The following is a 20,727-nucleotide window of genomic DNA, read 5'->3' as shown; positions in this document are numbered from 1 at the left end:
ACGAGCGCATCGGCGGTGGTATGCTACGCGCCCATTTGCGCCGGCTGAGCTCCAATGGAGCGCCGCGTAGCTTTGCCCGATCCAAGGTGATGCCATGACTACCCGCACCGAGGCCGTAAAAGCCTACCTGCTCGACCTGCAAGACCGCATTTGCGCTGCCCTGGAAGCCGAAGACGGCGGCACGCGCTTCGTCGAAGACGCCTGGAACCGGCCTGCCGGTGGAGGCGGACGTACGCGGGTGATCGAAAACGGCGCAGTCATCGAAAAGGGCGGCGTCAATTTTTCCCACGTTTTCGGCAGCGGTCTGCCCCCGTCCGCCAGTGCCCATCGGCCAGAACTGGCCGGGCGCGGGTTCGAAGCCCTGGGCGTGTCCCTGGTGATCCACCCGCACAACCCGCACGTACCGACCTCCCACGCCAACGTGCGGTTTTTCATCGCCGAAAAAGAAGGCGAAGAGCCGGTCTGGTGGTTCGGCGGCGGCTTCGACCTGACCCCTTACTACGGCAATGAAGAAGACTGCGTGCACTGGCACCGCATCGCCGAGCAAGCCTGCGCGCCGTTCGGTCCGGAGGTCTATTCGCGCTACAAGGCCTGGTGCGACAGCTACTTCCACATCAAGCATCGCCACGAGCCACGGGGCATTGGCGGCTTGTTTTTCGATGACCTGAACGAGTGGGACTTCGACACCAGTTTCGCCTTCATGCGCGCCATCGGCGACGCCTATATCGAGGCTTATCTGCCGATCGTGCAACGGCGCAAGAACGATGCGTTCACCGCCAAACAGCGAGAGTTCCAGGAGTTCCGCCGCGGGCGTTACGTCGAGTTCAACCTGGTTTACGACCGTGGCACCTTGTTCGGCCTGCAATCGGGCGGGCGTACCGAGTCGATCCTCATGTCCCTGCCGCCGCAAGTGCGCTGGGGTTATGACTGGAAGGCCGAACCGGGCAGCGAAGAAGCACGCCTGACTGAATACTTCCTGCAAGACCGCGATTGGTTGGCCAAGGCCTGAACGAGGAATCCTGATGGACCGTTACGTCGTATTCGGCAACCCGATTGGTCACAGCAAGTCGCCGCTGATCCATCGCCTGTTTGCCGAGCAGACCGGGCAGAAACTCGACTACAGCGCCTCGCTGGCGCCGCTCGACGATTTTTCCGGCTGTGCCCGGGCGTTTTTCCTCGAGGGTCGTGGGGCCAATGTCACAGTGCCGTTCAAGGAAGAAGCCTACCTTCTGGCCGACAGCCTGACGGCGCGGGCACGACGGGCCGGGGCGGTGAATACCCTGAGCAAACTGGCCGATGGCACTCTGCTGGGCGATAACACCGACGGTGCCGGCCTCGTGCGCGACCTGACGGTCAACGCCGGGTTCAGCCTCAAGGACAAACGCATCCTGCTGCTCGGTGCTGGCGGCGCGGTGCGCGGTGCACTGGAACCCTTGCTGGCAGAACAACCGGCGTCGGTGATCATCGCCAACCGTACGGTGGACAAGGCGGAGTTGCTGGCGGAGCTGTTCTGCGACCTGGGCCCGGTATCGGCCAGCGGTTTTGACTGGTTGCAGGAATCGGTGGACCTGATCATCAACGCGACGTCCGCCAGCCTCTCGGGCGAAGTCCCGCCGATTGCCAGCAGCCTGATCGAGCCGGGCAAAACGGTGTGCTACGACATGATGTACGGCAAGGAACCGACCTCCTTCTGCCGCTGGGCCAGCGAACACGGTGCAGCGGCGGCGATGGATGGCTTGGGCATGCTCGCCGAACAAGCGGCGGAGGCTTTTTTCCTGTGGCGCGGCGTGCGCCCGGATACGGCGCCGGTGCTGGCCGAGCTGCGTCGGCAGCTGGCCCTCTAGGCCTTTGTGGCGAGGGCGCTTCGCACCCGAGCGGGAGCAAGCTCCCTCGCCACAGGCTATGCGGTTGTCACAACCATGGTGTTTCAGTCCTCAAACCGGATCGGACATTTCTCTGCCCCTTCCAACTTCCTCAGTTCTTCCACCACCTGCGGCCGCGCCTGGCGCAGGGTCAGGCTGCGATTCTGGCGCAGCAGTCGCCGCGCTTCCTGATGCAGCATTTCCACGCCCGAATAGTCGATGAAGTTGATCTGCTGCGCCTCGATCACCACCCGTGCGCCGTGCATCCGTTGCAAACGCACCTGCAAGTAATGGCTGGCGCCGAAGAAGATCGAGCCGCCGACCCGCAGAATGTCCTCATCACCCTCGCGTATATGCTGAACCCGAGGTTGCGAGGTGCGCTTGAGGTAGAAGAACAGCGACGCCAGCACGCCGGCATAGATCGCCGTCTGCAATTCCAGGAGCAAGGTCGCGACGCAGGTCAGCGCCATCACCACGAACTCGGCACGGCTGACCCGCAGCAAGGCGCGAATGCCGCGATGGTCGATCAAGCCCCAGGCGATCAACAGAATGCTGCCAGCCATGGCCGGGATCGGGATGTGCGCGATCAGGCTGGCGCCGAAGATCGCGAACAGCGCCACCCACAACGCCGAAAAAACGCCCGCCAACGGCGAACAAGCGCCCGCGTCATAGCTCAGGCCTGAGCGGGTGAACGAACCGGCTGACAGCGATCCGGAGAAAAAGGCCCCGACAATGTTCGACAAGCCTTGGGCGCGTACTTCCTGATTGGCATCGAGCAACTGCTGTGAACGGGCGGACAGCGAGCGGGCGATCGACAGGCTGGTCACCAACCCGAGCATGCCCACGGCCACGGCACTGGGCAGCAGACGCAAGATCAGGTCGAGGTCCAGCGGCAACGGGCTGAACGGCGGTAACTTTCCGGTGAAGGCGCTGACCCGTTGCACATGACCGAACATCGCGGGCCAGAGCCAGACCAGCAGCGCGCCCAGCATCAGGGTGATCAACAGGGTCGGCCAGCGCGGTAGCAACAGTTTCAGGATCGCGCCGACCACGACGGTGGCCAGGCCCAGCACGAGCGACGGTTTGTCCACCTTGTCGAGATGCCTGAATAAATTGATGAAGCTGTCCAGTGCCGTGGCCTGGCTCGGCAAGTCCAGTCCCAACAGGTTAGGCAACTGGCCGACGGCGATCACCACGGCCGCACCCAGCGTGAAGCCCAGCACCACCGAGTGAGAGACGAAATTCACCAATGCGCCAAACCGCAACAAACCCAGCAGCCATTGGAAGATCCCGGCGAGGAACGTCAGTAGCAAGATCAAAGTGACGTAGTCCTGCGTCGCGGGAACGGCCAGAGGACTGACGCTGGCGTACAGGACAATGGAGATGGCCGCCGTAGGACCGCAGATCAAATGCCACGACGAACCCCACAGACAGGCAATCAGCACCGGGATGATCGCCGCGTACAGACCGTATTCCGGTGGCAGGCCGGCAATCAGCGCGTAGGCAATGGATTGCGGCAGCGCGAGAATCGCGCCACTGAGACCGACAATTAGATCACGACCAATGCTGGCGCGGGTTTGTCGGGGTAACCAGGTGAGGAACGGAAAGAGTGAGTGGCGGCTGGGAAGGGCCATGGGTCCTCTCGGCTGGGGGTTTTCGCAAGGGTAGCAGGACGACAAAAATTATGTGGCGAGGGAGCTTGCTGTGGCGAGAGGGGCCCCCTCGCCACAGGTCATTGTCAGAGCTTGGCTTTCACCGCCGGTAATGCATCCTTGCCGTCCACGGTCTTCACGCCATCAAGCCACTTGTCCAGCACCGCCGGGTTGGCCTTGATCCACGCCTTGGCCGCGTCGGCATTGCTGACTTTCTTGTTTACCACCTCGGCCATGATGCTGTTTTCCATCTCCTGGGTGAAACTCAGGTTGGTCAGCAGCTTGCCAACGTTCGGACAGGCCTGTGCATAACCTTTGCGGGTCAGGGTGTGGACGCTGCCCGTGTCGCCAAAGTATTGCTCGCCACCCTTGAGGTAATGCATTTTCAATTGCACGTTCATCGGGTGCGGGGTCCAGCCGAGGAAGGTCACGAACTTCTGTTTTTTCACGGCGCGAGACACTTCGGCGAGCATGGCCTGTTCGCTGGATTCGACCAGTTTCCACTGACCCATGTCGAAGTCGTTCTTCTTGATGATTTCCTGCAACGAGGCGTTCGCTGGCGCGCCGGAGCCGATGCCGTAGATCTTCTTGTCGAACTTGTCGGCGAACTTGTTCAGGTCGGCAAAGTTATGCACACCCGCATCCCACACGTAGTCCGGGACGGCGAGGGTGAATTCGGTGCCGTCGAGGTTCTTCGCCAGTTGCGTGACATCGCCGGTGGCGACGAATTTGTCGTAGAAGCCCTGCTGCGCCGGCATCCAGTTACCCAGGAACACATCGACCTGGCCATCCTTGAGCCCACCATAGGTGATCGGCACCGCGAGCGTGTCGACCTTGGCCTTGTAGCCCATGCCGTCCAGCAGAAACCCGGTGATGGCGTTAGTCGCGGCGATGTCGCTCCAGCCTGGATCGGCCATTTTCACCGTCTCGCAGCTCTGGTCGGCAAATGCCGAAGCGCTGCCCAGCGCCAGGAGCCCGACTGTCAGTACTGTGGATAACCTTTGCATGGACTTCCCCTTAACATTATTGGTTTTGGCAGGGTTGTGGATAACGTGCTTTACGCTCCAGATCATCGAGGTCGATGTGGTTGCGCATGTACTGCTGACTGGCGTCCACCAGCGGCTGGTGATCCCAGCTCTTCAGCTTGCCGATGGTCAGCGCATCGGCGACGAAACGCCGGCGTCGCTGGCTCGCGAGCACCTGTTGGTGGATCGCGGGAATGTCCCAGCGGGCCCGCGCTTCGGCGAGAAAATCGTCGAATAGCTGGCGATGTTGCGGCGACTGGCTGAGTTCTTCCAATTCGTGCGGGTCATTGTGCACATCGAAGAGCAGGCAAGGGTCGTCTTCGCTGTAGATGAATTTGTAGGCGCCGCGGCGAATCATCATCAACGGGCTGATGGTGCCTTCGGCCATGTATTCGCCGAACACTTCGTCGTGGCCGCCCTGCCCTTGCAGGTGCGGAACCAGTGAGCGGCCATCCAGCGGCAAACCCGGTTCCAGCGAACCGCCCGCCAGCTCGACGAAGGTTGGCAGCAGGTCGGCAGTGGACACCGAGGCGCTGACCCGACCGGCGCCGAATTGCCCTGGGGCACTTATCAACAGGGGCACGCGAGCCGCCATTTCAAACCAGTGCATTTTGTACCAGAGGCCCCGCTCGCCGAGCATGTCACCGTGGTCGCCGGAGAACACGATGATGGTGTCATCGATAAGCCCGGTATCTTCGAGTGTTTGCAGGAGTTTGCCGACGTTACTGTCTATATAGCTGCACGCACCGAAATAGGCGCGGCGGGCGTCACGGATCTTATCCACAGGCAGCGGCTTGTCCCACAGGTCGTAGACCTTGAGCAAACGTTGCGAATGCGGGTCGAGCTCGTGTTGATCCGGCGTCACAGGCAACGGGATATCGGCGTCGTCGTACAGATCCCAAAAGGCTTTTGGAATGGTGTACGGATCATGGGGGTGAGTCATCGAAACGGTCAGGCAAAACGGCTGGTCGCCGTCTTCGCGGATGTGATCGAACAGATACTGCTGGGCCTTGAACACCACTTCTTCGTCGAAATCGAGTTGATTGGTGCGTACGCAGGGTCCGGCTTGCAGCACCGAAGACATGTTGTGATACCAGGACGGGCGCACGTCTGGCTCATCCCAGTTCACCGCCCAGCCGTAGTCGGCCGGATAGATATCGCTGGTCAGACGTTCTTCATAGCCGTGCAATTGGTCCGGGCCGCAGAAATGCATCTTGCCCGATAGCGCGGTGCGGTAGCCGAGGCGACGCAGGTAGTGGGCATAGGTCGGTACATCGGCCGGGAAATCCGCCGCGTTGTCGTAGGCGCCGATTTTGCTCGGCAACTGGCCGCTAACCAGGGTGAAGCGCGATGGCGCGCACAGAGGGCTGTTGCAGTAAGCGGCGTCGAATACCACGCCTTGGGCGGCTAGGCGGCTTAGATTAGGCAGTTTGATCGGTGAAGGACCGTAGAACGGCAACATTGGCGCGGCCATCTGATCGGCCATGATGAAAAGAATGTTCTTGCGCTTCATGTGATCGCGGCATTCCATAGTGGATGTTTATGCGAGAGTGCTGCGATCGAGCATGTAACCCATGCACATTGCGGTAAAGCCCATGCACGGCAATGACTAGGATAAGCGCAGCTTATGTATGACGCCTTGGGTGACCTGTCCCTGGATTTGCTTCGCGCGTTCGAGTCCGCGGCCCGCCAACGCAGTTTCACCGCCGCGGCCGTTGAACTCGGCACCACGCAACCGGCCATCAGCCAGCAGATCAAGCGGTTGGAAGAGCAACTGGCGACCCGTCTGTTCGACCGCATCTATCGCGGTATCGAACTGACCGAGGCCGGGACGGTTCTTTTCGAGCAAGTTCAGCTCGGTTTGCAGCAAATCGATGCCGGATTAAGTGCTATCAGCGCGCAACAACAGCATGAGGTGCTGCAAGTCGCCACCGATTTCGCATTCGCGGCCTATTGGCTGATGCCGCGCCTGCACCGCTTTCACGCGGCCCACCCGCAAGTGGATGTCAGCCTGGTGACCAGTGAACGCAGCCATAACATGCTACGTACCGATATCGACGTGGCGGTGCTGTTCGGTGATGGCCGCTTCAAACAGGGCGAAAGCCATTGGCTGTTCAGTGAAGAAGTGTTCCCGGTGTGCAGCCCGCAGTTGTTGAGTGAGCGATCCCTGCCCTTGCCTGCCCAGTCGCTGCTGGAATTTCCGTTGCTGCACCTTCGTGGTGAAAACAGCAGCAACTGGTTTGACTGGAGCGGCGTGTTTCGCGAATTGGGCATTACCTCTCCCCCGGCGCCGGGCCAGTTGCGTTTCGACAACTACACCCTGCTGATACAGGCCGCCATTGGCGGTCAGGGCGTGGCCATTGGCTGGCGCCACCTTGTGGATAACTTGTTGGCGCAGGGCCTGTTGTGCCGCCCCATCGCCGAGACGGTGATATCCAGGCTGGGCTATTACGTGGTCCTGCCGCAACGCAAGCGGCGCGGGGCGCTGATTCAACAGTTTGTGGATTGGTTGATGGCCGAGCAGGCCCGCAGTGCGCAATCGCTCAATGGTCTGGCCCTGCCCTCGATTGCGGTTTAGGGTTCAGTCGCGATGAAGTTGACGTGCTCGCCGATGTGCAGGTTTAAACGCAATTCGTCGGCGATCCCCACGGCAGTCCGGCTCAAACGATTCAATGGCTCTGCCAGGCCCGGCTCGAGGCTGCTGCTGACCTGACTGAAATGTTCGAGGGTCAGCCCGGAGACGCCGCGCGGGGCGTTCACCAGCGTCCACTGCAAGGCACTGCTTTGTAGCGCTTCACGTATTTCTTCGGCTGCGTGGCGTTGCAGGACGTCGTCGATCTCGGGATCGTCCAGCACCGCGAAGTCCCCCACCAGAAACAACCGTGCAACGCCTGCCGCCTGCATGCCATCGATCAACGCATCGACCGCCAGCACCTGCTCGACCGGGCCTGGCACGAACGTCTTTTCCACATGTTCGCTGTTGAAGGGTAATCCCGGTGCGTCCAGTAAACAGACGACAGCCGAGCTGCCCGCCACGCTTTGCTTGACCCGCTCGGCTTCAAACAGGTCGCCCGTCTTGGTGCGCAAGCCCGGACGTGGCGCGAGGGCCGTCAGGTCATCGAGAATGGCGATCACTTCATGTTGGCGACGCAACATTTCAGCCATCAGCGCGCTGCCGAAGCTACTCATGGCACCATATAGCACCACTTTCACCACCGGTGTTTCAGCATTTTTCATGGCCAGGCTCCGTTATTTCCTGCGTATATGGCGTGTGACCTGTGGGAAACGGTGAGGGTTCGACCGGGTTTTGGAGGGATTCACATGCAACGGATCAAGGGCTATCACGCCCATGTTTACTTCGATGCCAGCACCATCGATCAGGCACGGGCGTTATGTGAGCAAGCAGCACAGCTGTTTCCGCTGAAGATGGGCCGCGTCCACGAGCGCTTGGTCGGCCCGCATCCGGACTGGAGTTGCCAGTTGGCCTTCGAACCTGAGCTCATCGGCGATGTGTTGCCGTGGTTGGCGCTCAATCGCAAGGGGCTTGTGGTGTTCCTGCACCCGGACACCGGCGACGATCTGCTGGATCACAGCGAGCACGCCATCTGGATGGGTGCGATTCGCCCACTGGACCTGTCTATTTTTTGATCAGATGCTTTCTTCGGGCTCGCCCGGCAAATGCTCATCCAGGTGCAGCCAGGGCAAGCGGTTGTCGGTCCAGATATGGCGTTCGGCCGGCGCCTGTTCGGGATGGTCGAGGGTGGCGATGGTCACGTCGATGCTCGCAGGGCTCAGGTGGGTCACCAGCGCCAGTTGCGCGCCACAGTGACCGCAGAAATATCGTGCACAGGTTGCCGATGAGTCGTAGCGCGTCGGTGTTCCGGCCACCCATTGAAAGGCGGACGCCGGCAGTGTGATCCAGGTCGTCACGGTACCGCCGCTGACCCGACGGCAAATCGAGCAATGGCAGTGGGCGATATCGTGCAATGGCCCGCTGAATTGATAGCGCAGTTGTCCGCAGTGGCAACCGCCGGTGTGAAGCGCATTCATCTCGTTTTCTCCCGGGCCCGAATCGATGGGCTCAAAACCTGTCCGACGACCGGTTATACATCCGGTCAATGCTTTCATCGGCGAAAGCTGGCTGAAAGCTTCCCCGATTAGGATCGCCCCCACTGCCGGCACAGACCGGTTGGCCAACACGAGCGTTCGATTGCTCGCCTGGCCCATTTAACAACAACAATGGTGATCCTGATGCCCTCTGCTACCCGCCGCTTCGCTATAACTCCGCCCGTACGCCTCGTGCTTGCCGTTTTGCGCTGATCCCGCCCGATCCGCCCTTTCCCTAGCCGCGCTACGCCTGGAGTACTCCCATGCTGACTTTCCTTGGCTTCGCCATGGTCATCACGTTCATGTTCCTGATCATGACCAAGCGCCTGTCCGCGCTGATCGCCCTGATCATCATCCCGATCGTCTTCGCCCTGTTCGGTGGTTTTGCCCCGAAGATCGGCCCGATGATGCTCGAAGGCATTACCAAGCTGGCGCCGACCGGCGTGATGCTGATGTTCGCCATTCTGTACTTCGCCCTGATGATCGACTCGGGTCTGTTCGACCCGGCCGTGCGCAAGATCCTCAAGCTGGTCAAGGGCGACCCGTTGAAAGTTTCGGTCGGCACCGCCGTACTGGCGCTCGTCGTCTCCCTCGATGGTGACGGCGCGACCACTTATATGATCTGCGTGGCCGCCATGCTGCCGCTCTACAGCCGCATCGGCATGAGCCCGCGGATCATGGCCGGCCTGATCATCCTCGCCGGTGGCGTGATGAACATGACCCCGTGGGGTGGCCCGACGGCCCGAGCGGCCAGTGCGTTGCATGTGGACCCGTCGGCGATCTTCGTGCCGATGATTCCGGCGATGGCTGCCGGTGTGCTGGCGATCCTGGTCATTGCCTACTTCTACGGCAAGCGTGAACGGGCGCGTCTGGGTGAGCTGCACCTGGTTGGCGATGAAATCGACCACAGTGAAATCAGTGTTTCGCAGTTTCCGGATGCCCGTCGGCCGAAGCTGATCTGGTTCAACGGCGCCCTGACCCTGGCGTTGATGTGCACCCTGATCGCCGGTCTGTTGCCGCTGCCTGTGCTGTTCATGGTGGCGTTCAGTATCGCGATGATCGTCAACTATCCGTGCCTGCAACAGCAGAAAGATCGTGTCGCGGCCCATGCCGGCAGCGTGCTGGCGGTGGTCGGGCTGATCTTCGCCGCCGGCATTTTCACCGGCATCCTGTCGGGCACCGGTATGGTCGATGCCATGTCGAAAAGCCTGCTGGCAGTGATCCCTGATTTCCTCGGCCCTTACCTGGCCGTGATCACGGCGCTGGTGAGCATGCCGTTCACGTTCTTCATGTCGAACGATGCATTTTATTACGGCGTGTTACCGGTACTTGCCGAAGCCGCCAGCCACTACGGTATAACCGCGGTGGAAATGGCACGTGCCTCGATCGTCGGTCAGCCCGTCCACTTGCTGAGCCCGCTGGTACCATCGACCTACCTGTTGGTGGCCCTGGCCGGTATCGATTTCGGTGACCACCAACGCTTCACCCTGAAGTGGGCAGTGCTGGTGTGTATGTGCATACTGGTTGCCGCGTTGCTGATGGGGATTTTCCCGCTGTTCAGCACTCTATAAGCCCAAGACTCACCACCTCGGGTCCAGGCTTTGTGGTTTGAAGCCCGGACCCTTCGTGGTTTAACACTCGCTCAAAGGAATACACATGGAATGGCTGACCAACCCTGAAATCTGGGTTGCCTTCTTTACCCTGACCGCCCTGGAAATCGTCCTCGGTATCGATAACATCATCATGATTTCGATCCTGGTCAGCCGCATGCCCAAGCACATGCAACAGCGCACCCGGATTTTCGGGCTGGCGCTGGCCATGGTCACGCGGATTCTATTGTTGCTGTCGATCACCTGGGTCATGCGCCTCACCGCCGACCTGTTCGTCGTGTTCGGCCAGGGTATTTCCGGGCGAGACCTGATCCTGTTCTTCGGTGGCCTGTTCCTGTTGTGGAAAAGCTCGCAGGAGATGTACCACGCGCTGGAAGGTGAGGACGAAACCAACGACGAGCCGAGTGGCGCGGGAGGCAACTTCTTCTACACCATCATCCAGATCGCGATCATCGACATCGTGTTCTCTCTGGACTCGGTGATCACTGCGGTCGGCATGGTCTCCCACGTACCGGTCATGGTCGCGGCCATCATCGTGGCCGTATTGGTGATGATGTGGGCTTCCGGCACCATCAGCGAATTCATCGACAAGCACCCGTCGCTGAAGATGCTGGCGCTGTCGTTCCTGTTGATCGTCGGTACCGTACTGATTGCCGAATCCTTCGACGTGCACGTGCCAAAAGGCTACGTCTACTTCGCCATGGCGTTCTCGCTGGCGGTGGAAGCGATCAACATCAAGATGCGCACCGCGATTGCGAAAAAGAAAAAGCAGCCAGACCCGGTGAAACTGCGCAAGGACATTCCGGGCCAGTAACCCGGTAATACGCAACACCCTGTGGGAGCGAGCTTGCTCGAGATAGCGGTCCATCCGTCAACATCAATGTTGAATGTGAGGGCCCATCGCGAGCAGGCTCGCTCCCACAGTTGTTTTGAGTGGCTGGAAGGCCAGGGTTTCATGACAGTTTTGTTTCAATCGCGTCTTTAGCTATGCGATGCTGGCGCCCAGACCGTTAGCCAACTACAGCTTAAGTACAGAACGTAGAACGTCGCGCGGCACCGTCAACTTGCTCCTTTGGGGCGCTACCACCACAGGGGGCCTGTATGCTCACCCTGCTCAATTTATTATCTGCCGTGGCCCTGTTGATCTGGGGCACGCACATCGTCCGAACCGGCATCCTGCGGGTTTACGGTTCCAACCTGCGCCACGTGATTGGCCAGAACATGTCCAGGCGCGGGCTGGCGTTCATCGCGGGGATCGTGGTGACGGCCATGGTCCAGAGCAGCAACGCCACCGCCATGCTCGTGACCTCGTTTGTCGGTCAGGGCCTGATGGCGCTGACCCCGGCGCTGGCGACCATGCTGGGCGCCGATGTCGGTACGGCGCTGATGGCGCGGGTGCTGACCTTTGATCTGTCATGGCTGTCGCCGCTGCTGATCTTTCTCGGGGTGATTTTTTTCCTGTCGCGCAAACAGACCCGGTTGGGACAGATGGGCCGTGTGGCCATTGGCCTGGGTTTGATCATTCTGGCGCTGCAATTGATCGTCGAGGCCGCCGCACCCATCACCCACGCCCAAGGGGTGAAGGTGATCTTCGCCTCGCTGACCGGCGATATCCTGCTCGATGCCCTGGTCGGCGCGCTGTTCGCGATGATTTCCTACTCGAGCCTGGCGGCGGTCCTGTTGACCGCAACCCTGGCCGGCGCCAGCGTGATCAGCCTGCCGGTGGCCATCGGCCTGGTGATCGGCGCCAACATAGGCAGCGGCGTTCTCGCGTTCCTCAGCACCAGCATGCAGAACGCCGCCGGCCGCCAGGTGGCGCTGGGCAGCCTGTTGTACAAGCTGATCGGCCTGTTGCTGATCATTCCTGTGCTCGACCCGCTGGTGCACTGGATCGATAGCCTGGACTTCAGCCCGCAGGAAATGGTCATTGGTTTCCACCTGCTCTACAACACGGCGCGTTGCCTGATCCTGCTGCCCAGTGTCGGGCCGATGGCCAGGTTCTGTGCGTGGGTACTGCCGGAGCGCCCGCAACCCAATGGCATGGCCAAGCCCCGGCACCTTGATCCGACGGCGTTGGTCACGCCAAGCCTGGCGCTGGCCAACGCCGCCCGGGAAACCCTGCGCATGGGGGATCTGATCGACAACATGCTGGAAGCCATGCTTGATGTGCTGAACGGCAAGCAAACGGCCGTGACCCAGGAAATGCGGCGTCTGACCGATGACGTCGAGGCGCTCTACAGCGCGATCAAACTGTATCTGGCGCAAATGCCCCGGGAAGACCTCAGCGATCAGGACAGTCGACGCTGGGCGGAAATTATCGAGCTGGCGATCAACCTCAAGCTCGCCAGCGACTTGATCGAACGCATGCTGCGCAAGGTGCAACAGCAGAAAACGTCCCAGCGTCGGTCGTTTTCCGAAGTGGGCGTGGAAGAGTTGGCAGGGTTGCACAGCCAGTTGATCTCCAACCTGCGCCTGGGATTGTCGGTGTTCCTCAGCGCCGACAAAGAAAGTGCCCGTCAGTTATTACGCGAGAAACGTCGCTTTCGCGCTCAGGAACGCCGCATGGCCCATGCGCATGTCAGCCGTTTGCAACGTAAGATTGTGCAGAGTATCGAGACCAGTTCGCTGCACCTGGAGCTGATCGCCGATATGAAGCGTCTGAACTCACTGTTCTGCAGCAGTGCCTATGTGGTGTTGGAAACGTCCGAAACCGGTGCGCTGGCTGTCGACGATTTGACCGACATTACACATTCGCCTTGAACGTCTGGCAGTGTGGTCAGTCAGTAGCATTGATTCAGTTCCAAGGCCGTCTTCGCGGGCAAGGACGAAACGGATCTCCGATGGGTTGCCGGGAAGCTTGTTATGCGTTGTCTGTTGTTCGCCTGTCTGTTGCTTGGCTCACTCCCTTCGTTTGCCCTGGATCGCTTCCAGGTCGAGGGTTATTCCCTGCGCAACGGTCTGCAATTGCTGCTCAAACCCGGCATGGAACGCGGTCATGTGGCGATTCGGCTGGTGGTGGGCGTCGGTCTGGATGACTTCAGCTGCGCCGATAAGGAACTGCCACACCTGCTTGAGCACTTGTTGTTCAGCGGCATCGACGCCAGCGGTGAAGGTGGCCTCGAAGAGCGCATGCAGGCGTTGGGTGGTGAATGGAACGCCTACACCAGCAATGCCGACACCACGTTCGTGATCGAGGCCCCGGCGAAAAACCAGCGCCAGGTACTCGACCTGCTGCTGGCGCTGCTGACCCAGACCCGTTTCGACGACAACGCCATCAACGCCGCCAAGCAGGTGGTCGAGCGCGAAGACGGTGGCCATTACTCTCACCTGCAGCGCTGGCTGGATCGCCAGGACCTGGGCCACACCGCCAGCAACCAACTGGCGGTGGAGCTGGGCCTCAAATGCCAGGAGCGGGCAGAGGTTGACTACCTGACCCATGAACAACTGGAGAAGGTGCGCAAGGACTGGTACGCGCCGAACAACATGACGCTGATCGTCGTCGGCGACCTCGACCGATTACTGCCGGCCTATCTGGAGCGCACGTACGGCGCTCTCGAGGCGATCAATCCCACCGACCACCCGCCTCTGCCACAGATCCAGGCCAGCGCCGCCCATGAGCGCGACCTGACCCAGGGCTTTGTCGGCGGCGGCGCCAAACTGCACTGGTTGGTACCGGAGCCGGTTCAGGAAGATGAGCACGATGTCACCTTCGACCTGCTCAAGGACTATCTGGACTGGGCGCTCTATCGTCAGTTACGTCTGGAGCATGGCTTGTCCTATGGCCCCTGGGCCGAGCGCGAGGTATTCGGTGGCGTGGGCTTCATGAGCCTCAACGCCGATCTGGAGCGTGACGATGTGGCCGAGGCACAACGGGTGCTGGATGAACTGAAAGCCGGTTTGCTCAAGGACGGTCTCAATGCCGAGACCTTCAACCGCCTCAAACAGGCCGCTATCGCCCGCCAGGCCTGGGCCGTGCAAGGCAACAGCGCGTTGGCCGATTACTATTGGGGCGCCCTTGGGGACTATGAGGACGGACGTTTCGTCGACCCGGCCCGGGAGCTGCAAGGCGTAACGCTGGAGGAAGCCAACAAGGCCATGCGCGAGTTGCTCATGCAACCCGGCTATCTGCGGGTCGAGAAGCCGTTGATGAGTTATGACCAGGTGCTGTGGGCGATCGGTGGGGTGTTGGGCCTGCTGATACTCGGGCTATTGGCATGGCGCATCCATCGCAGACATTAACCGACCCCCGTAGGAGCTGGCTTGCCAGCGAAGCTCGTTAACGATAACGGGTGTTGTCTGGGTAAACGCGGGGCCTTTGGCAGCCAGCGCCACAGAAGTCAGTGGCCTCTCGCCACACTGCCCTGCCGGCGGTAACCTGTCAGGGATTTTTCCTACGACTACTGTGAACCGCCGAATGCCGACCCTGACCCTTTTTATCCAGCGCATCCTCGAACTGATGAAGCGCTACCCCGGGGTCATTGCGCTCGGTGGTTTTATCTCCGGGGTCTGCAGCTTCATCCTGGTGGACCGTCAGCAAGGTCTGGCGAGCTGGATCACCACCATCATGCTGGTGAGCTGGGTCTGGCTGATGCTGGAAAACAGCCTGACCAAACTGTTCACCAAGGTCTTCAAGCGGGAAATTCCCCAGCCCCTGCTGCGTTATGCGACGCAGATGATCCACCAGGAAAGCCTGTTTTTCGTCCTGCCGTTCTTTTTCATCACCACCACCTGGAACAGCGGCCAATTATTGTTCACCGGGTTGCTGGCGATCGCGGCGCTGATTTCCATCACCGACCCGCTCTACTACAAATGGCTGGCGCCACGGCGATGGGCGTTCCTGGCGCTGCATACCCTGACGCTGTTCGCCACCCTGCTCACCGCCCTCCCCGTGATCTTGCACCTGACCACGTCCCAGAGTTTCAAACTGGCGCTGGGCACCGCCGTCGTACTGTCGTTCCCGAGCCTCGCTTCGATTTTCCCGATTCGAACCCTGCGCAACGCCTTGGCGATTCTGAGCATTACCGTGGGGATCGGCGGCGTTGGCTGGGTGCTGCGATCGTGGGTGCCGCCAGCGACCCTGTGGATGACCGACGTGGCCATCAGCATGCAATTGCAGGACCGCACCCCCGGTGACAGCCTTGAAGAGGTCAGCGCCGAGCAGATTCGAGGCGGCGGTCTGTACGCCTACACCGCGATCAACGCCCCCCGCGGCCTGGACGAGCGCATTTATCACGTCTGGCAGTTCAACGGTAAAGAAGTCGACCGCATCCCTCTGGATATTCATGGCGGTCGCAAGGAAGGCTACCGCGCCTGGACCCACAAGCAGAACTTCCCCGGCAACCCCGCAGGCGACTGGCAGGTTCGGGTGTTGACCGAGGACGGCCAATTGATCGGCGTGCTGCGCTTCAAGGTCACCGACAGCACCGCGATCAAAGAAAAGTAATGCGGTTCGTGCTATTACGTAGGTCAGCGTAACAGCCGAAAAAGCACGGAGCTTATGACCAGCAACACTGCGGCGGGCAATGCCCAACTGGATACCTCGCGCACCCCGCCCCAGATACGGGTCACAGGGGACTGGACGCTCGCCCATTACGCCGACCTCAAATTGCTGAGAGAAAAGCTCGAAGGTCGATACGACGACAGCACCCGCATCGACCTCAACGGCCTCGGTGCCCTCGATACGGCAGGTGCCTCGCTGTTGGTTGAACTGTTGGGCTCCGAGCGCCTGGGCCGCTCAGCCGAACACCCCGATTGCACCATTTCTTCTGCCGACCGCGCGTTGTTGCAAACGGTCTACCGCTCGCTGACGGATTTCTGTGTGCCGATCAAGGAACCGGAAGTCAGCGTCGGCGTTCAACTCCTGGCTCGCATCGGCCGTGCGGTGGATGCGGTCTGGCAAGACACCCTGCAGTTGCTCGGCTTCGTCGGCCTGATTCTGGAAACCATCGCCCGTAACCTGTTTCGCCCCAAGCGCTGGCGCATCACGCCGATGGTGGCGCACATCGAGCAGACCGGCCTCGACGCGGCGCCCATCGTGGCCCTGCTGACGTTTCTGGTAGGCGCCGTGGTGGCGTTTCTCGGGGCGACGGTGCTGGCCAAATTCGGCGCCACGGTGTTCACCGTGGACCTGGTGGCGTTTTCTTTTCTGCGCGAATTCGCCGTGTTGCTCACCGCGATTCTGATGGCCGGGCGCACCGCCAGTGCGTTCACCGCTCAGATCGGCTCGATGAAGGCCAACGAAGAAATCGACGCGATTCGCACGCTGGGCCTCGATCCAATGGAGTTGCTGGTGGTGCCGAGGGTCCTGGCGCTGCTGGTCTCGCTGCCGATGCTGACCTTTCTGGCAATGCTGTCGGGGATTGTCGGCGGTGGTGTGGTCTGCGCGGTGACGCTGGATATTTCGCCGGCGATGTTTTTATCGCTTTTGCAATCGGACATCGGTGTTCAGCACTTTTTGGTGGGGATCGTCAAAGCGCCGATCTTCGCGTTCCTGATCGCTGCCATTGGTTGCCTGGAAGGCTTCAAGGTCAGCGGCAGCGCCGAGTCTGTCGGCGCGCACACCACATCGAGCGTGGTGCAATCGATCTTCGTGGTGATCGTGCTCGACGCCGTGGCTGCGCTGTTTTTCATGGAGATGAGCTGGTGAGCCGTTTACCCCGAGCGCCTGCCGAGGCGGTGATCGAAGTCCGTGGGCTGTGCAATCGCTTCGGCAGTCAGAGCGTGCACGAGAACCTCGATCTGGATTTGTACAAGGGCGAAATCCTTGCCGTCGTCGGCGGCTCTGGCAGCGGCAAGTCGGTGCTGTTGCGCAGCATTGTCGGTTTGCGTCAGCCCAGCGAAGGCATCGTGAAGGTCTTTGGCAAGAACCTGCCGACCCTGCCCGAGCACGAGCGCTCGATGATCGAACGGCGGTTCGGCGTGCTGTTCCAGAAAGGCGCGTTGTTCTCTTCGCTGACCGTGACCGAGAACGTCGCCCTGCCCCTGATCGAACACGCCGGCCTGAGCCGCAATGATGCCGAGCACCTGGCGGCGGTGAAACTGGCGTTGGCCGGGTTGCCGCTGTCGGCGGCGGACAAATACCCCGCCTCCCTGTCCGGCGGCATGATCAAGCGTGCGGCGCTGGCGCGGGCCTTGGCGCTGGACCCGGACATCCTGTTTCTCGACGAGCCTACCGCCGGCCTCGATCCGATTGGCGCCGCGGCCTTCGATCAACTGATCCTGACCCTGCGCGATGCCTTGGGCCTGAGCGTGTTCCTGGTGACTCACGACCTCGACACGCTTTACACCATCACTGACCGGGTCGCGGTGCTGGCGCAGAAGAAGGTGCTGGTGGCGGACGCCATCGACAAGGTTTCGGAAACTGACGACGCGTGGATTCACGAATACTTCCATGGCCCTCGCGGCCGCGCGGCGTTGAGTGCCGCTAAACAGTTCAACGAGGTCTGACATGGAAACCCGAGCCCATCATGTATTGATCGGCCTGTTCACCGTGATTGTGGTGACGGGCGCCCTGCTCTTCGGCCTGTGGCTGGCCAAGTCCAGTGTCGACACCGAGTTCAAGGATTACGAAGTGGTGTTCAACGAGGCGGTCAGCGGCCTGTCCAAGGGCAGTTCCGTGCAGTACAGCGGGATCAAGGTCGGCGACGTGGTGTCGCTGCGACTGGACCCGAAAGACCCGCGCCGGGTGCTGGCGCGGATTCGCCTGGGTGGCGACACCCCGATCAAGGAAGATACCCAGGCCAAACTGGCGCTGACCGGTGTTACCGGGACGTCGATCATCCAGCTCAGTGGCGGCACGCCGCAAAGCCCGGCGTTAAGGGGCAAGGACGGCAAATTGCCGACCATCATCGCAGCGCCCTCGCCCATCGCCCGTTTGCTGAACGACAGCAATGACCTGATGTCCGGGGTGAACACGCTGATGCACAACGCCAATCAGATGTTTTCCGAAGAAAACATCGAGCGCATCAGCAAGACCCTGGAGCATCTGGAACAAACCACCGGCACCATCGCCGATCAGCGCGGCGACCTGGGTCAGGCGATCAAGCAACTGGCATCGGTCGGCAAGCAAGCCAGCACCATGATGGAGCAGACGTCGGCGCTGATGCGCAACGCCAATGGCTTGCTCAATGATCAGGGCAAGCAGATGTTCGGCAGCGCCGAGCAGGCGATGAAGTCACTGGAACAGAGCAGCGCGACCATCAACAAACTGCTGGCCACCAATCAGGACTCGCTCAATAGCGGCATGCAGGGCCTCAATGGCCTGGCCCCGGCGGTACGGGAGTTGCGTGAAACCCTGAGCTCGCTGCGCGCCATCTCCCAGCGTCTGGAGGCCAACCCCAGCGGCTACCTGCTGGGCAGTGACAAGAACAAGGAATTTACCCCATGAAGCTGACCCGTCTTGCCCTCCTCGCCAGCTTCACGCTGATCAGTTCGTGCTCGATCCTGCCCAAGTCCGAACCGTTCGATGTCTATCGATTGCCGTCCGCCCAAAGCGCAGCCACCAGCAGTCATGGGGCGCCGCAGCGCTGGTCGTTGCGCCTGAACAAGCCCCAGGCCAGCGAAGCGTTGAACAGCCCGAACATTGCGGTGATCCCCCAGGGCAATGTGATCATCAGCTACAAGGCTTCGCGCTGGAGCGATCCGGCGCCGGTGCTGTTGCGTAATCGTCTGCTCGACGGGTTTCAGCGTGATGGCCGCGTGACGCTGCTGAGCACCGACGACAGCAATTTCCAGGCAGACCTGGAGCTGGGCGGCAGTCTGCAGGCATTTCAGACCGAGTATCAGGGCACCAGCGCCAGCGTGGTGGTGCGCCTCGATGCCTTGCTGGTGCGTGGCGCCGACCAGCGAATCCTCGCCAGTAAACGCTTTGAAGTGCGCCAGCCGCTGAGCGATGTAAAGGTACCGGCGGTAGTGACCGGGTTCGGTCAGGCGACCGATCAACTGACGGCGCAAGTGGTAGGTTGGGCGGTTGAGCAAGGGCAGAAACTCGCGCCGCCAGCGCGACTTTGAAGTCTACACAGACCCTCTGTAGGAGCGAGCCTGCTCGCGATGATCGTGAACGATGACGCTGGGCACCAGACACCCCTCGGTGCTCTCGGGTTGATCGCGAGCAGGCTCGCTCCTACGGGGGGCTCCGTTACCCGAAGAACCAGTAGCAAACCCCGATGGCGCCCAGCACCCCCGCCAGTTCCGCCAGCAATGCACACCCCACCGCATGCCGCGCGCGCTGGATGCCGACCGAGCCGAAGTACACCGCCAGCACGTAGAACGTCGTTTCAGTACTGCCCTGAACCGTCGCCGCGACCAGCGCCGGGAAGCTGTCCACGCCGGAGGTCTTCATGGTTTCGATCAGCATCGCCCGGGCGGCGCTGCCAGAGAACGGCTTGACCATCGCGGTCGGCAGCGCATCGACAAAACGCGTATCGAGGCCTGCCCATTGCACCAGATGACGAATCCCGTCGAGACCGAAATCCAGGGCTCCGGATGCGCGCAAAACTCCGACGGCACACAGCATCGCCACCAGATACGGCAACAGGTTTTTCGCCACGTCGAAGCCTTCTTTCGCGCCTTCGACGAATGCCTCGTAAACCTTCACTTTGCGCAGTGCGCCAATCACCAGAAACAACATGATCAGCCCGAACAGCGTCAGGTTGCCGAGGATCGACGACAGACCGGCCAATGCAGTGGCCGATAGCGTCGCCAGCAGCGCCATGAAGCCACCGAGGGCGAGGGCGCCGGGGATCAGATAGGCCAGCACCACCGGCTCCCAGATACGCAGGCGTTGCATGAACGCCACGGACAGAAAGCCGACGATGGTCGAGCAACTGGTGGCCAACAGAATCGGCAGGAACACCAGCGTCGGGTCGGGCGCGCCTTGCTGGGCGCGGTACATGAAGATCGTCACCGGCAGCAGGGTCAGGGAAGAGGCGTTGAGCACCAGGAACAGGATCTGCGCATTACTGGCGACCGTTGCGCTGGGGTTGAGCTCTTGCAGGGCTTTCATGGCCTTGAGGCCGATTGGGGTGGCGGCATTGTCCAGGCCCAGGCCGTTGGCGGCGAAGTTGAGGGTGATAAGGCCGATGGCGGGGTGGCCGGGCGGGACTTCCGGCATCAAGCGCAGAAACAGCGGGCCAAGGGCCCTGGCCAGCCATTCGACGATCCCGGCTTTTTCGGCGATTCGCAGAAAGCCCAGCCAGAGGGTCAGCGTGCCGAACAGCAAGACCATGACTTCGACCGATAACTTGGCCATGGCGAATATGCTTTCTACCATCGCCGCGAAAATCCCGGCGTTACCGCCGATCAACCACTGCGCCAGCGCCGACACGGCTGCCACGATGAAGAAGCCAAGCCAAAGGCCGTTTAGCATCAGTTAAATCCCCCAAAAGATGCGCGAATGATAGCGGGGTGGCCAGAAACGACAAACCCCGGAATTCTCCGGGGTTTGTTTAATACGGCATGCGCGGACCCCTGT

The 20,727-nt window shown here is 61.0% G+C and carries 19 protein-coding genes; 13 read left to right on the top strand and 6 right to left on the bottom strand.

Translation table 11 applies throughout. The features are described from left to right. Nucleotides 1–94 precede the first annotated feature (94 nt). Complete coding sequence (gene hemF / locus BLV61_RS15115) at nucleotides 95–1,009, top strand: oxygen-dependent coproporphyrinogen oxidase (RefSeq protein ID WP_047535713.1); 915 nt, start codon at nucleotides 95–97, stop codon at nucleotides 1,007–1,009. 13 nt (nucleotides 1,010–1,022) lie between these two features. Further along, the gene (gene aroE / locus BLV61_RS15110) at nucleotides 1,023–1,844 is read left to right on the top strand and encodes a shikimate dehydrogenase (RefSeq protein ID WP_090466160.1); all 822 of its coding nucleotides are present in this window, start codon (nucleotides 1,023–1,025) and stop codon (nucleotides 1,842–1,844) included. Between the two features lie 83 nt (nucleotides 1,845–1,927). On the opposite strand, the gene BLV61_RS15105 is transcribed toward aroE, so the two are convergent. The 3 genes from BLV61_RS15105 to betC form a co-directional block, all read right to left on the bottom strand. Next, nucleotides 1,928–3,496, bottom strand: a complete 1,569-nt coding sequence (locus tag BLV61_RS15105) for a SulP family inorganic anion transporter (protein ID WP_090466158.1) — start codon at nucleotides 3,494–3,496, stop codon at nucleotides 1,928–1,930. A gap of 104 nt (nucleotides 3,497–3,600) precedes the next feature. Further along, entirely contained in the window at nucleotides 3,601–4,521 is a 921-nt protein-coding gene (gene choX / locus BLV61_RS15100) for a choline ABC transporter substrate-binding protein (RefSeq protein ID WP_047535718.1), read from the bottom strand. A 16-nt stretch (nucleotides 4,522–4,537) separates the two neighbouring features. Further along, the gene (betC, locus tag BLV61_RS15095; RefSeq protein ID WP_090466155.1) at nucleotides 4,538–6,052 is read right to left on the bottom strand and encodes a choline-sulfatase; all 1,515 of its coding nucleotides are present in this window, start codon (nucleotides 6,050–6,052) and stop codon (nucleotides 4,538–4,540) included. A 114-nt stretch (nucleotides 6,053–6,166) separates the two neighbouring features. On the opposite strand from betC, the gene BLV61_RS15090 reads away from it, so the two are divergent. Next, nucleotides 6,167–7,117, top strand: coding sequence for a choline sulfate utilization transcriptional regulator (locus BLV61_RS15090; protein ID WP_047535723.1), 951 nt, complete (start codon nucleotides 6,167–6,169; stop codon nucleotides 7,115–7,117). Here the strand turns inward: BLV61_RS15090 and BLV61_RS15085 are convergent. Beyond that, nucleotides 7,114–7,776 (bottom strand): NAD(P)-dependent oxidoreductase, encoded by a 663-nt coding sequence (locus BLV61_RS15085; protein WP_090466152.1) that lies wholly within the window; start codon nucleotides 7,774–7,776, stop codon nucleotides 7,114–7,116. The genes BLV61_RS15090 and BLV61_RS15085 overlap by 4 nt on opposite strands. Before the next feature lie 84 nt (nucleotides 7,777–7,860). On the opposite strand from BLV61_RS15085, the gene BLV61_RS15080 reads away from it, so the two are divergent. Next, nucleotides 7,861–8,187, top strand: a complete 327-nt coding sequence (locus BLV61_RS15080; protein ID WP_090466149.1) for a DOPA 4,5-dioxygenase family protein — start codon at nucleotides 7,861–7,863, stop codon at nucleotides 8,185–8,187. On the opposite strand, the gene BLV61_RS15075 is transcribed toward BLV61_RS15080, so the two are convergent. After that, nucleotides 8,188–8,589 carry a GFA family protein gene (locus BLV61_RS15075; RefSeq protein ID WP_090466146.1) on the bottom strand — a complete coding sequence of 134 codons (402 nt, stop codon included), beginning with the start codon at nucleotides 8,587–8,589 and terminating at the stop codon, nucleotides 8,188–8,190. It lies immediately after the preceding gene. A gap of 320 nt (nucleotides 8,590–8,909) precedes the next feature. Here BLV61_RS15075 and BLV61_RS15070 point away from each other — a divergent pair, with 320 nt between their 5' ends. The 9 genes from BLV61_RS15070 (at nucleotide 8,910) to BLV61_RS15030 (ending at nucleotide 19,265) form a co-directional block, all read left to right on the top strand. Beyond that, entirely contained in the window at nucleotides 8,910–10,217 is a 1,308-nt protein-coding gene (locus tag BLV61_RS15070) for a CitMHS family transporter (protein WP_047535731.1), read from the top strand. An 85-nt stretch (nucleotides 10,218–10,302) separates the two neighbouring features. After that, on the top strand, nucleotides 10,303–11,070 hold the full coding sequence (locus BLV61_RS15065) for a TerC family protein (RefSeq protein ID WP_047535732.1): 768 nt from the start codon (nucleotides 10,303–10,305) through the stop codon (nucleotides 11,068–11,070). Nucleotides 11,071–11,357: 287 nt separating this feature from the next. Beyond that, entirely contained in the window at nucleotides 11,358–13,016 is a 1,659-nt protein-coding gene (locus tag BLV61_RS15060; RefSeq protein ID WP_047535733.1) for a Na/Pi cotransporter family protein, read from the top strand. Nucleotides 13,017–13,118: 102 nt separating this feature from the next. After that, a complete protein-coding gene (locus BLV61_RS15055; RefSeq protein WP_090466143.1) occupies nucleotides 13,119–14,495 on the top strand; it encodes a M16 family metallopeptidase in 1,377 nt (458 codons plus the stop codon). A gap of 175 nt (nucleotides 14,496–14,670) precedes the next feature. Beyond that, a complete protein-coding gene (locus BLV61_RS15050; protein WP_090466139.1) occupies nucleotides 14,671–15,699 on the top strand; it encodes a DUF5924 family protein in 1,029 nt (342 codons plus the stop codon). Between the two features lie 54 nt (nucleotides 15,700–15,753). Beyond that, nucleotides 15,754–16,902, top strand: a complete 1,149-nt coding sequence (locus BLV61_RS15045) for an ABC transporter permease (RefSeq protein WP_090466136.1) — start codon at nucleotides 15,754–15,756, stop codon at nucleotides 16,900–16,902. After that, nucleotides 16,899–17,702, top strand: a complete 804-nt coding sequence (locus tag BLV61_RS15040; protein ID WP_047535743.1) for an ABC transporter ATP-binding protein — start codon at nucleotides 16,899–16,901, stop codon at nucleotides 17,700–17,702. Before BLV61_RS15045 ends, BLV61_RS15040 begins: the two co-directional genes overlap by 4 nt. A gap of 1 nt (nucleotide 17,703) precedes the next feature. Then, entirely contained in the window at nucleotides 17,704–18,642 is a 939-nt protein-coding gene (locus BLV61_RS15035; RefSeq protein WP_047535745.1) for an MlaD family protein, read from the top strand. Next, entirely contained in the window at nucleotides 18,639–19,265 is a 627-nt protein-coding gene (locus BLV61_RS15030) for an ABC-type transport auxiliary lipoprotein family protein (RefSeq protein ID WP_047535747.1), read from the top strand. Before BLV61_RS15035 ends, BLV61_RS15030 begins: the two co-directional genes overlap by 4 nt. Before the next feature lie 127 nt (nucleotides 19,266–19,392). Here BLV61_RS15030 and BLV61_RS15025 read toward each other — a convergent pair whose 3' ends face one another. Then, nucleotides 19,393–20,622, bottom strand: a complete 1,230-nt coding sequence (locus BLV61_RS15025; RefSeq protein ID WP_090466133.1) for a nucleoside recognition domain-containing protein — start codon at nucleotides 20,620–20,622, stop codon at nucleotides 19,393–19,395. Between the last annotated feature and the right edge of the window lie 105 nt (nucleotides 20,623–20,727).

The organism is Pseudomonas mohnii (genome assembly GCF_900105115.1).
In the GTDB taxonomy this organism is placed as follows: domain Bacteria; phylum Pseudomonadota; class Gammaproteobacteria; order Pseudomonadales; family Pseudomonadaceae; genus Aquipseudomonas; species Aquipseudomonas mohnii.
Note: the sequence above shows the minus strand (reverse complement) of the source record. Positions and strands in the feature narration are given on the sequence as shown.

What these genes read in the sequence shown, in the direction of transcription:
- choX (WP_047535718.1), bottom strand. Translation starts at nt 4,521, where the DNA reads ATGCAAAGGTTATCCACAGTACTGACAGTCGGGCTCCTGGCGCTGGGC.
- BLV61_RS15030 (WP_047535747.1), top strand. Translation starts at nt 18,639, where the DNA reads ATGAAGCTGACCCGTCTTGCCCTCCTCGCCAGCTTCACGCTGATCAGT.
- BLV61_RS15035 (WP_047535745.1), top strand. Translation starts at nt 17,704, where the DNA reads ATGGAAACCCGAGCCCATCATGTATTGATCGGCCTGTTCACCGTGATT.
- BLV61_RS15045 (WP_090466136.1), top strand. Translation starts at nt 15,754, where the DNA reads ATGACCAGCAACACTGCGGCGGGCAATGCCCAACTGGATACCTCGCGC.
- BLV61_RS15085 (WP_090466152.1), bottom strand. Translation starts at nt 7,776, where the DNA reads ATGAAAAATGCTGAAACACCGGTGGTGAAAGTGGTGCTATATGGTGCC.
- BLV61_RS15090 (WP_047535723.1), top strand. Translation starts at nt 6,167, where the DNA reads ATGTATGACGCCTTGGGTGACCTGTCCCTGGATTTGCTTCGCGCGTTC.
- BLV61_RS15070 (WP_047535731.1), top strand. Translation starts at nt 8,910, where the DNA reads ATGCTGACTTTCCTTGGCTTCGCCATGGTCATCACGTTCATGTTCCTG.
- BLV61_RS15080 (WP_090466149.1), top strand. Translation starts at nt 7,861, where the DNA reads ATGCAACGGATCAAGGGCTATCACGCCCATGTTTACTTCGATGCCAGC.
- BLV61_RS15060 (WP_047535733.1), top strand. Translation starts at nt 11,358, where the DNA reads ATGCTCACCCTGCTCAATTTATTATCTGCCGTGGCCCTGTTGATCTGG.
- BLV61_RS15065 (WP_047535732.1), top strand. Translation starts at nt 10,303, where the DNA reads ATGGAATGGCTGACCAACCCTGAAATCTGGGTTGCCTTCTTTACCCTG.
- BLV61_RS15055 (WP_090466143.1), top strand. Translation starts at nt 13,119, where the DNA reads ATGCGTTGTCTGTTGTTCGCCTGTCTGTTGCTTGGCTCACTCCCTTCG.
- betC (WP_090466155.1), bottom strand. Translation starts at nt 6,052, where the DNA reads ATGAAGCGCAAGAACATTCTTTTCATCATGGCCGATCAGATGGCCGCG.
- BLV61_RS15050 (WP_090466139.1), top strand. Translation starts at nt 14,671, where the DNA reads ATGCCGACCCTGACCCTTTTTATCCAGCGCATCCTCGAACTGATGAAG.
- hemF (WP_047535713.1), top strand. Translation starts at nt 95, where the DNA reads ATGACTACCCGCACCGAGGCCGTAAAAGCCTACCTGCTCGACCTGCAA.
- BLV61_RS15105 (WP_090466158.1), bottom strand. Translation starts at nt 3,496, where the DNA reads ATGGCCCTTCCCAGCCGCCACTCACTCTTTCCGTTCCTCACCTGGTTA.
- BLV61_RS15075 (WP_090466146.1), bottom strand. Translation starts at nt 8,589, where the DNA reads ATGAATGCGCTTCACACCGGCGGTTGCCACTGCGGACAACTGCGCTAT.
- aroE (WP_090466160.1), top strand. Translation starts at nt 1,023, where the DNA reads ATGGACCGTTACGTCGTATTCGGCAACCCGATTGGTCACAGCAAGTCG.
- BLV61_RS15025 (WP_090466133.1), bottom strand. Translation starts at nt 20,622, where the DNA reads ATGCTAAACGGCCTTTGGCTTGGCTTCTTCATCGTGGCAGCCGTGTCG.